The organism is Peribacillus sp. NPDC097675 (assembly GCF_050277655.1).
GTDB lineage: Bacteria > Bacillota > Bacilli > Bacillales > DSM-1321 > Peribacillus.
Genome location: NZ_JBNNSK010000010.1, coordinates 1 through 12,588, shown reverse-complemented (window position 1 = coordinate 12,588; position 12,588 = coordinate 1). Strand labels below are relative to the sequence as shown.

At 41.1% G+C, this 12,588-nt stretch carries 15 protein-coding genes and 1 pseudogene; 6 read left to right on the top strand and 10 right to left on the bottom strand.

Going from position 1 to position 12,588, the window contains the following annotated elements:
• Nucleotides 1-10 precede the first annotated feature (10 nt).
• Complete coding sequence (locus tag ACQKL5_RS15240; protein ID WP_427609741.1) at nucleotides 11-679, bottom strand: site-2 protease family protein; 669 nt, start codon at nucleotides 677-679, stop codon at nucleotides 11-13.
• Nucleotides 680-817: 138 nt separating this feature from the next.
• Between ACQKL5_RS15240 and ACQKL5_RS15235 the strand changes: the two genes are divergently transcribed.
• Nucleotides 818-1,003, top strand: coding sequence for a 2-hydroxymuconate tautomerase (locus ACQKL5_RS15235; RefSeq protein WP_427609740.1), 186 nt, complete (start codon nucleotides 818-820; stop codon nucleotides 1,001-1,003).
• A gap of 29 nt (nucleotides 1,004-1,032) precedes the next feature.
• Here ACQKL5_RS15235 and ACQKL5_RS15230 read toward each other — a convergent pair whose 3' ends face one another.
• The 3 genes from ACQKL5_RS15230 to ACQKL5_RS15220 form a co-directional block, all read right to left on the bottom strand.
• Nucleotides 1,033-1,542, bottom strand: coding sequence for a YwgA family protein (locus tag ACQKL5_RS15230; protein ID WP_427609739.1), 510 nt, complete (start codon nucleotides 1,540-1,542; stop codon nucleotides 1,033-1,035).
• A 32-nt stretch (nucleotides 1,543-1,574) separates the two neighbouring features.
• A complete protein-coding gene (locus tag ACQKL5_RS15225; RefSeq protein ID WP_427609738.1) occupies nucleotides 1,575-2,882 on the bottom strand; it encodes an HD domain-containing protein in 1,308 nt (435 codons plus the stop codon).
• Between the two features lie 228 nt (nucleotides 2,883-3,110).
• Nucleotides 3,111-3,332, bottom strand: coding sequence for a DUF1450 domain-containing protein (locus tag ACQKL5_RS15220; protein WP_427609737.1), 222 nt, complete (start codon nucleotides 3,330-3,332; stop codon nucleotides 3,111-3,113).
• A 307-nt stretch (nucleotides 3,333-3,639) separates the two neighbouring features.
• Here ACQKL5_RS15220 and ACQKL5_RS15215 point away from each other — a divergent pair, with 307 nt between their 5' ends.
• The gene (locus ACQKL5_RS15215; RefSeq protein WP_427609736.1) at nucleotides 3,640-4,401 is read left to right on the top strand and encodes an RsfA family transcriptional regulator; all 762 of its coding nucleotides are present in this window, start codon (nucleotides 3,640-3,642) and stop codon (nucleotides 4,399-4,401) included.
• Between the two features lie 191 nt (nucleotides 4,402-4,592).
• Here the strand turns inward: ACQKL5_RS15215 and ACQKL5_RS15210 are convergent, their stop codons facing one another.
• Together ACQKL5_RS15210 and pta are read right to left on the bottom strand one after the other, a co-directional pair.
• Nucleotides 4,593-5,444 (bottom strand): lipoate--protein ligase family protein, encoded by an 852-nt coding sequence (locus ACQKL5_RS15210; RefSeq protein ID WP_427609735.1) that lies wholly within the window; start codon nucleotides 5,442-5,444, stop codon nucleotides 4,593-4,595.
• 33 nt (nucleotides 5,445-5,477) lie between these two features.
• Nucleotides 5,478-6,464: a phosphate acetyltransferase gene (gene pta / locus ACQKL5_RS15205; protein WP_427609734.1), complete on the bottom strand. Its 987-nt coding sequence runs from the start codon at nucleotides 6,462-6,464 to the stop codon at nucleotides 5,478-5,480.
• Nucleotides 6,465-6,720: 256 nt separating this feature from the next.
• Between pta and hemQ the strand changes: the two genes are divergently transcribed.
• Nucleotides 6,721-7,470 carry a hydrogen peroxide-dependent heme synthase gene (gene hemQ, locus ACQKL5_RS15200; protein WP_427609733.1) on the top strand — a complete coding sequence of 250 codons (750 nt, stop codon included), beginning with the start codon at nucleotides 6,721-6,723 and terminating at the stop codon, nucleotides 7,468-7,470.
• Nucleotides 7,471-7,809: 339 nt separating this feature from the next.
• Nucleotides 7,810-8,328: a spore coat protein GerQ gene (gerQ, locus tag ACQKL5_RS15195; RefSeq protein WP_427609732.1), complete on the top strand. Its 519-nt coding sequence runs from the start codon at nucleotides 7,810-7,812 to the stop codon at nucleotides 8,326-8,328.
• A gap of 114 nt (nucleotides 8,329-8,442) precedes the next feature.
• On the opposite strand, the gene ACQKL5_RS15190 is transcribed toward gerQ, so the two are convergent.
• From ACQKL5_RS15190 to ACQKL5_RS15180, 3 genes are all read right to left on the bottom strand, one after another.
• Nucleotides 8,443-8,811, bottom strand: a complete 369-nt coding sequence (locus tag ACQKL5_RS15190) for a DUF423 domain-containing protein (RefSeq protein ID WP_427609731.1) — start codon at nucleotides 8,809-8,811, stop codon at nucleotides 8,443-8,445.
• Nucleotides 8,812-8,838: 27 nt separating this feature from the next.
• Nucleotides 8,839-9,096 carry a YwdI family protein gene (locus tag ACQKL5_RS15185; protein ID WP_427609730.1) on the bottom strand — a complete coding sequence of 86 codons (258 nt, stop codon included), beginning with the start codon at nucleotides 9,094-9,096 and terminating at the stop codon, nucleotides 8,839-8,841.
• 241 nt (nucleotides 9,097-9,337) lie between these two features.
• Complete coding sequence (locus ACQKL5_RS15180; RefSeq protein ID WP_427609729.1) at nucleotides 9,338-10,036, bottom strand: uracil-DNA glycosylase; 699 nt, start codon at nucleotides 10,034-10,036, stop codon at nucleotides 9,338-9,340.
• Between the two features lie 128 nt (nucleotides 10,037-10,164).
• Here ACQKL5_RS15180 and ACQKL5_RS15175 point away from each other — a divergent pair, with 128 nt between their 5' ends.
• Together ACQKL5_RS15175 and ACQKL5_RS15170 are read left to right on the top strand one after the other, a co-directional pair.
• Nucleotides 10,165-11,598 carry a phospholipase D family protein gene (locus ACQKL5_RS15175; protein ID WP_427609728.1) on the top strand — a complete coding sequence of 478 codons (1,434 nt, stop codon included), beginning with the start codon at nucleotides 10,165-10,167 and terminating at the stop codon, nucleotides 11,596-11,598.
• Nucleotides 11,599-11,736: 138 nt separating this feature from the next.
• The gene (locus tag ACQKL5_RS15170; RefSeq protein ID WP_427609727.1) at nucleotides 11,737-12,084 is read left to right on the top strand and encodes a general stress protein; all 348 of its coding nucleotides are present in this window, start codon (nucleotides 11,737-11,739) and stop codon (nucleotides 12,082-12,084) included.
• A 174-nt stretch (nucleotides 12,085-12,258) separates the two neighbouring features.
• On the opposite strand, the pseudogene ACQKL5_RS15165 reads toward ACQKL5_RS15170, so the two are convergent.
• A pseudogene (locus ACQKL5_RS15165) lies at nucleotides 12,259-12,570 on the bottom strand (group II intron reverse transcriptase/maturase); the annotation flags it as partial.
• Nucleotides 12,571-12,588: the final 18 nt, after the last annotated feature.

Genomic DNA, 12,588 nt, shown 5'->3' with positions numbered 1-12,588 from the left:
TACTTGTTAGTTAGAAAAACAAAAGACTTAAATATTGACCAAGATTGTCACGGACAAATGGTACAAGTTCATTCATAATCGGACTGATTGTATATTTACCCAATGGTGTGATGACTAAAATCAGGAAAATCAGGGATCCATATTGTTCATATTGAGTCATCTTCGCACGCATTTCCACTGTTACCAAATCCTCTACAATGCGATACCCATCTAGTGGTGGCAAAGGGATCAAATTAAAAATGAATAGGACGATATTTAAGTGGATTAGCATCGTAAAGAAAGGCTCAACGAAAAACGGCATATTGGTAGGCCCCAAACCTGACGCAAGTAACCCATACCAGATTAAATAGCCTATCACCGCTACAAGTAGATTGCTGAGCGGGCCTGCAAAGGAAACCAGTATCCCTGCCAGTCTCGGGTTTTTAAAGTGAAACCGGTTGACCGGGACCGGCCTCGCCCACCCAAATCCTACAATCAAGATCAACAACGTACCAATTGGATCCAAATGTTGTATGGGGTTCAATGTGACTCTGCCTTGATTTTTCGCCGTCGGGTCCCCAAATTTATAGGCCACATAGGCATGAGAAAATTCATGAACCGTAAACGCGATCAACAGAGCAACAATCACGTAAGGAAGCCTATCCAAACTATAAGCTAAAAATTGTCCTAATTGATCCAATAGCTTCTCCCCCAATGTTTATTACCGTAAGTATACATGAAAAAATCAAGATGTGAAAAAACTCTGATTTCAGTATCTTGCAAATAATTCCCTAATGTGAAACACTACAATTATTAAAAGGAATGGGGGAATCAGACAATGCCATATGTTACAGTCAAAATGCTTGAAGGCCGTACAGAAGAGCAAAAAAAAGCATTAGTAGAAAAAGTAACCGCAGCGGTGATGGAAACGACCGGAGCACCCGCTGAAGCGGTAACCATTTTCATTGAAGAAATGACTAAAAATCACTTAGCCGTTGCAGGTGTTCGTAAAAGCGACCAATAAGAGGTACATAATCGGTAAAAGCTAAGCCATCAATTTGGCTTAGCTTTTACTTGTAGTTCCCCTATATATGCATATGCTTCATCTATTTCTTCAAGCGTATATTTTTGCTTACTTTTCAGGGTGAAGATTTTTTCAATGACCTCTCCCTTTTCCAACGTATCAAAATAAAGCACCGTTGAAACAAGCTCCAAAAACCGAGCACTTTGTTCATTCATATCCAATAAACATGTGTCAAGAGCAGGCATATCCACTTCTTGTATCGACAAGAAATCCTTTCCCGCCTCCGTAATGGAATAGCAGTATTGATAATAGCCCGCCTTTTTTTCCTTCACTTCATTCAAGTAACCCATTTCGCAAAGCTCTTCTATTCGTAAAGTCAATTCCTCTGAGTACGGTCCGTAGAAATGAAATTGAAACTTTTCGTGAAAAGGAAAGGATAGCTTCTTCGCGATATACACAATCTTTTGTAGCTTTTTCCGACCCGATATTTCACCTGCGGTCGATATGGCGTTAATAATGTTTGCATGATCCTTAAACAAGGCTCGTCACTCCTCACCCAAAATGTACCACTTTACATAGACAGCTCCAAAAGCTGTCGGATTTGTTTTTTTATATCTTTATTAGTTGATTCATCGTGCAATAAATCCGCGGGGAAGTATAGCTTATGATCCGTTCGTCTTTTTCCAGAGATGGCATCAACTATTTCTGATTCACGCGACAATTCCCGAAGCTCACCATTCGTTTGCAGCAAATGGATTGGCAATCGCTCTTCCTCCTCACCTGGACGATAAAAATCATAGGGCAGGTCAGAGGAGGAATCGACGACTAAATAATAATCAGGATCGATTCCTGCCTCAATAAATAGCGTCCTTAATTCCATTAATTTGTTCATTTGACTATTCGAAGGATGAAACTCTACATATTTAAAGAGTTTTCGATTCATGAAACGACTACATAAATCCTTTAAAATCAGATCCTCTTCTTCTTCCCATGCCTCAAAATAGTAAAGCATCACCGATTCATCCATTTTTAAGTAGTCTTCCAACGTGACGTCTTCCTTGAACATTGAATAAAAGTGGCGGGGTTCCTGAGCAAAGCGATAGTTCGACTCAAACAAAGATTTTGCCCTATGCAATATCTTTGTAAGAATTACTTCTGCACTTCGAGTAACGGGATGGAAGTAAACCTGCCAATACATTTGGTAGCGGCTCATAATGTAATCTTCCACGGCATGCATCCCACTTTGCTTGATCACTGCATGCTCCTCACGCGGCCGCATCACACGTAAAAGCCGTTCCATATCAAAATGGCCGTAGCTTACTCCAGTAAAGTAAGCGTCCCTTTGCAGATAATCCATTCTATCAGCATCAATTTGACTAGAAATCAAGCTGACTACTAATTTGCCTTTATACGTTTTAGCAATGACTTCCGCCACTTTTTTTGGAAAATCAGGTCCTACTTTAAGAAGGATCTCATTCACTTCCGTTCGGCCGACAATAATCTTTTGGGTGAATTGTTCATGATCCAAATCAAAAACCTTTTCAAAAGAGTGGGAGAATGGACCATGGCCCAAGTCATGCAGCAAAGCGGCACATAAAGAGAGCAACCTTTCTTCCGGGTTCCATTCCGGTCTTCCCTCGAAGACATCATCAATAATTCTCCGTACAATTTCATATACTCCAAGCGAATGGCTAAATCTACTATGTTCGGCACCATGAAAGGTAAGATACGTCGTTCCTAGCTGCTTGATTCTTCGCAAACGCTGGAATTCTTTTGTTCCGATCAAATCCCAGATCACCCGGTCCCGGACATGTATATACCGGTGTACCGGGTCTTTAAATACTTTTTCTTCCTGTAATTTTTCGCAAGAATATTCCATGGACTACCCTCATTTTCATAATCTCATTGCTTTCATTATAGCTTGTCTTTATAAAAAATCCTAACTTGGCTCTTGCTAGAAAGCCTGTTCAATTTATATGAAAACGGGAGTTAATATGGTTTTTAATAGAGAAAATAACGGAATTAAAAAATCACCACAGTTTATTGAATCTGGGTGACGAGTTGCGTGTTTCACGTATCAAAACTGCCGAATATCTATACATGGGCCTTACTTTAGCTTCTTATCTATTTTCTCTAGTAACTCGTCTTCTGTCGGAGCCGCAACTGGACGGTTATTGACAAAGGCAAAGGATTTCTTCCTGCCTGGCCCGCAATAGGATTGGCAGCCAATTTCAATTTTCGCGTCAGGATCAAGCTTCTCCAGCCGGGGAATCAATGTTTTAATGTTTACCGCTAGGCAATCATCACATACTCTGAATTCATTGGGCATCCTCGGTCACCATCCTTTCTATAGCAAGTATTTTTCGTTCTATTTACGTGACTAAAAGGTATTTTACCGTTTCTATCTATGAATATCAAGAGACTGTATGGAAGGAAAAAGGGTTGCCATGCCGTAAATGGTAGCCGAACCTGGCCAAACAATATGTAAATGCACAAAAAACTAGTATCCTTTTAACCTTTTTGTATAAAAAAACCTTTTTTTGTCCAAAATGCTAGTAGAACACCTTATAAATCATTGTTACAAGATATTCATATAATGATCATTTTAAAAGTTACCAGAAAGGGAGTATGTAGAAATGAAGGTTCGTCAAGATGCCTGGACAGAAGAGGATGATTTACTTTTAGCAGAAACGGTACTGCGCCATGTACGCGAAGGCAGCACGCAGCTGAACGCTTTTGAAGAGGTTGGTGATAAATTGAACCGTACCTCCGCAGCCTGTGGGTTTCGCTGGAATGCAGTGGTACGCCATAATTATGATAAGGCGCTTTCTCTTGCAAAAAAACAGCGAAAGCAAAGACAAAGAATCCTGGGAAAAGACCAGGGAGGGAAAAAACGTCTGCTCTATACACCGCCTTCTCCAATAATCTCAGATATTATGGTCCCTCATCTACAGGAAGAAGAGATGGAATTAGAGGTTGAATCAGAAGACATAGAGTCTACTAATTATGAAACGGCAGAAGAATTTGCGATAGATGAAGCGTCCATTCCACTGAAACAAAGGAACACAACCTTACCTACCAAAAGCTCGGCAATGAGCCTGGATATGGTAATCGCCTATTTAGAGTCCATGAATGGCCGTTTATTACAGGCCGACGTATTGCAAACTGAAAATGAAAGATTGAAATTGGAAATAAAAGGATTAAAAGGCCGGAATGACGAGCTTCAAAATAAAGTTACTCATCTTGAACAGAATAGCGGTTTGATGCAGGAAGATTATGAAACATTGATGAATATCATGAATCGCGCTAGAAAGCTAGTCCTGCTAGAGGAAGAAGAGCGTCCGGCAACCAAATTTAAGATGGACCGAAATGGAAATTTGGAGAAAATGGCTGAGTAAAGATAATGCGGGGACCTTTTACAGGTCAACCACATGATTAATAGCCAAATTCCATAAGTAACTCTCGAACAAGAGTCTGAAAAGGGCTCTTTTTTTATTTGATGGCACTTTTCTTTTCCAGTTTCAGTGAATGCTATATTTGAAGCTATTTCAAAAAAAGCTGTCTCTTCATAAGAAACAGCTTTTTTCGGTCAGCTCTCTTTCAATGAATCAAAGACTTTATTGTTACGTTCTACCACTCTTGTTAAGTACGATTCATATAATGGCCATTCTTGTGCCGAAAGGGAGTCAGAAAAAATCTTTCCACTATGCTCCTTCAGTACTTTCAGGAACCTGAGCATCACGTCCTGGATACTCAACGTTGTACTTAATAATTCAGAAAGGGAGGCCATTACCGAGGGGACGATATCGGGATATGTGAATTTCGTGTCTACCTGCCTTTTGGCGGCTTCATAAAACCCTTTTACAAGTTCGGCCCTTTCTGCACCACTTCCATTAACGCATATGTAAATTTGTACAGCCACACCATTACGGATTCTGCGTTGCGAAATGCCGGCAAACTTCTTGCCTTGTATACTTAAATCAAAACTTCCCGGACAATAGGATCCCACAATTTCTTTTGCCTCGATTGTGACTGGAAAATCACTGAACATCAGCCTGATCAGTTCCCACATGGCTTCATACCCACGGTTTATTTCGATTTTCCGCTCATTTTCAGGGAAAACGAGTGACAAATTTAGAACCCCTTCATCTAACACGACGGCTAACCCGCCCGAATTCCGTACAATCACCTTAAAATCATGCTTCCTTAGATAATCCAATCCCTCTTGGAGAAAAGGAAGTTTTGTATCCTGGATACCAAGCACGATGGTTTGATGATGCACCCACGCTCTGGCTACGGCCGTTGATTGGCCAGACCCAACGGAAGCACAAAGCGTATCATCCATTGCAAAGGATTCTAGAGCGGGAAACTGAGGCCCGATGGATGATTGGTCGATTACCCGCCATTCTTGTTGCATTAATAATGAATCTGTTTCACTCATAGATTTCTCCTTCTATTCTCATACTTCATGGATTTATTGGTATTGCGCCACGAATCCCTGTGCAGCCGTGATAAGTGCCAATTTATATACATCCTCTTCGCTGCAGCCACGGGAAAGATCATTTACTGGACGGTTAAGCCCTTGCAGGATTGGACCCACTGCTTCGAATCCACCCAGACGCTGTACCATCTTATAACTAATATTACCGGATTCAAGGCTCGGGAATATAAAGACATTGGCATCTCCTTGAATGAGGGAATCCGGGGCCTTTTGTCTGGCAACCGAAGGCACAAAAGCCGCATCGAATTGAAATTCCCCATCTAATAGAAGGTGCGGATCCATTTCTTTTGCTAGTGTGACTGCTTGAACGACCTTTTCCGTCTCTGGTGAATGGGCCGATCCCTTCGTTGAAAAACTTAGCATGGCAACTCGTGGTTCAATATCGAATGTCAGGGCCGTCTTGGCACTTTCCAATGCGATTTCAGCCAAATCGCGGGAATCAGGATTAATATTGATTGCACAATCTGCAAACACATACCTTTCCTCTTCACGTACCATGATAAAGACTCCTGATGTTTTTTCAACACCTGGCTTTGTTTTGATAATTTGCAGCGCAGGGCGCACCGTATCGGCTGTAGAATGGGCTGCACCACTCACCATGCCATGTGCCAGTTTCATGTGTACGAGCATCGTTCCGAAGTAATTCTCATCCAAGAGGATTTCACGGGCTTGTGCTACGGATACTTTACCATTTCGGACTTCTACAAAGGATTCAACCATTTCATCCATCATGATGTAATTTTTCGGATCATAGATTTCAATGGCATCAAGAGAAATTTTGAGATCTTTTGCTTTCTCTTGAATTTTTTCGATATCGCCAATTAATACGGGTGTTAATAGTTTTTCCTTAGCAAGCCTACCGGCTGCACCCATAATACGTCCATCCAACCCTTCTGGAAAAACGATTTTTAGATTATTGCCTGTAATTTTGGATTCTAAAATTTCGAATAAATCGCTCATAAACTCATCCTCCTTGAATGTATTTCTACTCTAGTTATTCCTACATTTCCCACTTCGTAAACTTCCTGTCTCTTCTTCTAAGAATACTCTAGCCGTTATGTAAATTCCAGAAACATTGGTCTTCTTCTTAATCCGTACTTATGAACTTTCCATGAACACGTGAGGATAAACGAAGGCATTTGCGGGTCGATAGAAATTTCCTTATACTGAAACTATGTTATATTAAAGTTATTATTAAGACATAGGAGTGATTTCAATGAGTGAAGCAGCACAAACACTGGATGGTTGGTATTGCCTACATGATTTCCGTCTAATTGATTGGGCTTCTTGGAAAACGTTATCAAGTGACGAACGCCAATTAGCCATCTCAGAGTTCCAAGGTTTATTGGATAAATGGAATACGACTCAAAGTAACAACGAAGGCAGTCATGCCCTCTATTCCATTGTAGGACAAAAAGCCGACTTCATGCTGATGTTTGCCCGTCCAACTATGGAAGAATTGAATGCCATTGAAAATGAATTCAATAAAACGAAGTTAGCCGAATATACTATTCCTGCTTATTCCTACGTTTCTGTAGTCGAATTAAGCAATTATCTAGCCGGCGGCGATGGTGAGGACCCATATCAAAACCCACATGTACGCTCAAGACTTTACCCTATACTTCCTAAGGCAAAGCATGTTTGTTTCTACCCGATGGACAAGCGTCGCGAAGGTGAAGACAACTGGTATATGCTTTCTATGGAAGAACGTAAAAACTTGATGCGTTCTCATGGTTTAATCGGACGCAGCTATGCCGGTAAAGTAAAACAAATCATTTCCGGTTCAGTCGGATTTGACGATTACGAATGGGGCGTAACATTATTTGCTGAAGATGTCCTTCAATTCAAAAAACTGATTTATGAAATGCGTTTTGACGAAGTGAGCGCTCGTTATGCTGCGTTTGGCTCATTCTTCGTAGGGAACCTCCTTGCAGAAGATAACATACCAGCATTCTTATACGTGTAAGACATGAGCTTCCGGGATCCCGGGGGCTTTTCTTTTTTTCAATTTCCCCATTTTTATTTCCTCCGCCATGACATAAATCCAGGAGTCATCCCATACATTTTCTTTAGTGATGTACATTATTTTTCACAGTCCTATATAGCTTCAATACTACCGGTTCATGTAGTCGATATGTATCTGTTAAACTCAATGTGGTTTTTTGAGCCGTCCGGGTATTGTTCAGATAATCATTGTAACCCGTACCATTCCGGCTGCTATAAATCGCAATGTTTCTTCCATCCAACGCACTCGGATGTTTTCTTGTTCAAGAACCGAAAACCTAGAATTTCAGGAGGGAATGCAATGTCACAAAATAATCCTTATGGTAATTATCCTTATGGAGGGAACTCGTATAATCCATATGAAAATAATGACCCTTCCCAAAGGCAGCAGCAGGGCCAGGGTCAATACCAACAGCAACAAGGTTACCAACAACAGCCTTCATATCAGCCGCAGATGCCCACCTCAGCCGGCAACCAACAGCAAATCCCTATGCCGATGAATGCGCCAACGACCGGTCCACAGGTACCAGGCATGCTTCCGGTCGAACAATCTTATATAGAGAACATATTACGGCTAAATAAAGGGAAATTAGCCACCGTGTATACAACCTTTGAAAACAACACAGAATGGAATGCAAAGATCTTCAAAGGAATTATCGAAGCGGCTGGACGGGACCATCTAATCATCAGTGATCCGCAAACTGGAAAAAGATATCTGATTCCAATGGTATTCTTAGATTACATTACATTCGATGAAGAAATTGAGTATGACTATCCTTTTGGTGGGGGATCCGGACTTACCACCTTCTCCCCGAGATGATGAAGGGAAATAATTTTCCGGCAAGACAAACAGCCTCAAGATTCCTTGAGGCTGTTTGTCTTTAACCTTCTTAAAAAACAAAAGCTGACCCTGAAGAGTGGCCAGCTCAATCTTTTATAGATATTTATAAGCAGCAATGATCATCAAGACCCATGCCACTAAAAACGAAACTCCACCGATTGGAGTAATTGCACCTAGCACTTTAATTTGAGTGACACTAAGGACGAATAAACTGCCGGAAAATATAATGATTCCTATGAACATCAGCCAACCCGACCAATTAATGAGTGGACTCGATATTTTTCCTGCCAACAAGCCGATAACCAGTAAACCTGCCGCATGGAACATTTGATAATCAACAGCCGTATTCCATGTTTCTAAATACTTATCTGGGATTTTCCCTTCCAGTCCATGTGCTCCGAAAGCTCCTAGTGCTACGGCTAGGAATGCGTGCACCGCTCCTAAGATGATAAACAATTTCACTTTTGCCCCGCCTCTCTTGCCTATTATTTAAAAATCAAATAAGGAATTTCCATTGGCTTCTTCCATTTTAACCGGTTCTGCATTAGCAACGGTCGATATAACAGGTTGTGTGAACGCAATTGGTTTTGGTGTTCTATTATTTTCAATCTTTTCATCCACCATCACTTCACAAAGTGCCTGAATGGCAATTATATACCCTTGCACCTTCGCCTCTGAATTAGACTGTTTAGCTTTTGAAACGAGTTCTTCCATTTTATCTAGCACTTGTTTGGATGAAATATCCACAATACCACCCCATCTGCATATATTTCATAAGTTCCTACCCTAGCATAGCAAACATTAGGGGTGAAGAAAACTTACTTTTTCATTGGCTTGGATTCAAATTTCAAACAAGGTTCTCCCGAAGAACGATACACATCAAGGGAAGGCAGATTAGATGTTTTAAATTGGAAGGCTCGGCAACCTTTCGGGAATTTAGGATCCCAAGTTACATAAAAGTGCTGACATGCCAGGCAATTTACTCGTTTCAATCTATTATGCCCCCTTTACAGTTCGATATTTTCCAATCGATTGGAGAATTCCCCATCTCCCTAAGCATTTCATTCGTTTTGGAAAATGGTTTACTGCCAAAGAACCCACGGCTGGCAGAAAGCGGGCTCGGGTGAACCGAAGTAATGATATGATGATGGTTTTCATCAATTAACGGTATTTTCGTTTGCGCAGGCTTTCCCCAAAGGATGAAGATAACTGGTTTCTCCCTCTCATTCAACAGGCGGATGATTTGATTCGTAAAGGTCTCCCACCCCTTGCCCCTATGTGAATGAGCTTCACCCTCACGAACAGTCAAAACGGTATTGAGCAGAAGAACTCCTTGATCCGCCCACTCACCCAAGTAACCATTGTCAGGAATTTCACAGCCCAGGTCACTTTGTAGTTCTTTAAAGATGTTTCTCAACGAAGGCGGAATGCGGACATCCGGTTTCACAGAAAAGCTAAGGCCATGAGCCTGTCCCGGTCCATGGTAAGGGTCCTGACCAAGTATGACGACCTTCACCTTTTCATATGCTGTAGAGTGAAGGGCATTGAAAATATCTTCCGGGTTTGGATGAATAGAATTTTGATTATATTCTCGTGCTATAAATTCCCTTAATTCCTGGTAATATGGCTTGTTAAATTCCTCTTCCAGTAGAGGCCACCAATCATTTGATAAAATCTGCTGTGCCATTTATGTTAGCCCCTTTCTCTCTTTCCAGCTATTATATCAAACTCATTTTATTCTTTTAGTTTCTATATACCCCTAAAATGGGAATATAGATAGTTAGCAAGCAATTTAAGTAAGATGGAGGACTTCCCATGAAAAAATGGTTCAGACGCAAACGATTTTATGTGCTTGTAAGTGTGCTCCTTCTTGTTATAGCTGTCATCGCCTATAACAGCTATAAACCCCTGCCCGATGGAGTATCATACGAAGGGACAATACATCATGTCGAGGATATCGATTTCATTTATGACCTCTCTTATCATGATGAAACAGGAAACGTTCAGCATGAACAGCGAATCTTCCAGACCATCTATCAAGCGATTGAAAAAGCTGATTCTTTTATCGTGATTGATATGTTTTTGTTTAATAGTTTTTATGACGAAAAAGTAAAGTTCCCGCAATTAAGCAAGACTTTAACAGATAAATTGATTGCCCAGAAGGAGAAGAAACCTGAACTTCAGATCATGTTCATCACCGATGAAGTGAACACCTCCTATAATGCCTACCAACTTAAGGAATTAGAAAGGCTGAAGCAAAATGGCATTGAAGTTATCGTAACTAATTTGGACCGGCTCCGGGATCCTAATCCACTCTATTCTGGAGTATACAGAACATTTTTCCAATGGTTCGGCGAAAGCGGAAAAGGATGGATCGTCAATCCCATGGCTAAAAGTGCTCCAAAGGTTACTGCCCGCTCTTATCTTCGCTTGATGAATATTAAAGCCAATCACCGGAAAGTGGTCGCTACGGAAAAGACAGCCATCATCTCATCTGCCAATCCACACGATGCGAGTGGGTTCCATTCCAATATCGCTTTCCAGATGGATGGAAATATCATCCGTGATTTCGTCAAGGCAGAAGAAGCCGCTTCGACATTTTCGGGCGGTCCGAAAACTTTTCCTAAAGTTAAAGAGTCAAATGAAGAAGATGGCCCGATTTCCGTTCAGTTACTGACAGAAGGTAAAATCAATAAACATGTCCTTAAAGCGATTAGGGAAACAGAAAAGGGAGATCGAATCCAACTGGCCATGTTCTATATCGCCGATCGTCACGTTGTCGAGGCATTGACCGAAGCAGCCAAGCGTGATGTACAGATTCAAATGATATTAGATCCGAATCAAAATGCATTTGGCAGTGAAAAAATCGGGCTTCCCAATCTCCCGGTCGCAGCTGAATTTAAGAAGCTCGATGAAGACAATATCAACATTCGCTGGTACAAAACCGACAAAGAGCAATTCCATACGAAACTTATGACGATTCAAAAGGAAGATGAAACCATCGTCATTGGAGGGTCCGCCAATTACACAGCCAGAAACCTGGACGACTATAATCTAGAGGCCAATATTGAAATTCACGCACCGAATGAAACGGAAATCGCTCAGGAAGTCGATGATTATTTCCAACGACTTTGGAATAATGAAGAAGGAAAATATACTACGGATTATAGCCAATATCAGGATAAACTGCCGGCTTTCAAATATGCAATCTACCGATTGCAAAAGCTGTTCCGTTTCACCACCTATTAATACTTATCGTAGATTAATGTTTAGAAAGCTCCAATTAAGGTTATATACTACTATAGCTAATTAATAAGCTGAAATAAGCAAGATTCCATTTACCTAATTTATGAAAGTCTCACATTAAAATTTCAAGGAGGAGTTTATATGTATCAAGTACATGTAGTAGAAAACGGTTTACAAGCTAAGGAAAAAATCGATGAGTTAGTTACAACAGGCTATACGAAAGATGATGTATATTTATTTGCTCACGATAAGACCCGCTCTAAGCACCTTACCGAAAATACTAACACTGAAGATGTTGGCATGAAAGAACAAGGCTTCCTCGATACAGTTGGAAATCTCTTTAAATCACGTGGAGACGAACTTCGTAACCGTATGAGCAACCTTGGACTTACAAAAGCAGAAGCGGATCGATATGAAGAAGTATTGGATGAAGGTAAAGTCGTCATCATTGCATCCAAACAAGACAATAAAGACGGAGTTATTCATTAATTCCCACTAACTCATTACCCATCACCCTATGTTATCCTAATCGAGTAGGAGGAGGCGCCTAGCCTCCGACCTCTCACACCACCGTACGTACCGTTCGGTATACGGCGGTTCAGTTTAAGTCTGACGTAGTTTTGTATATCGTTCAAATAGACTTTCTAACCCTTGATTGTGCCAATAAGCATTATCGAGGGTTTTCTCTAGAATTGGACTTTGGGCAATAGCCTGTTGGATGAAACGGTCTAGGACGGTAGGGATACCCAATAACCGAACTCCGCCGTTTGGTTTCGGGATTTCGATACGACGGACGGGTTGCGGTTGATAAGTACTCTGTAAAAGAGAAGATTTTATGCTATGCCACGCTGTTACGAGGTACGGTCTCAGGTTTTGAACCGGCATTCCATCTATACCGTGGCTTCCCTTATTTCTCTCTACACGCTTCAATGCCTGTATTAAGTTTTCCCTCTCTAGTATCTGTTCCATTAACATCGATGATATCCTTTCTAC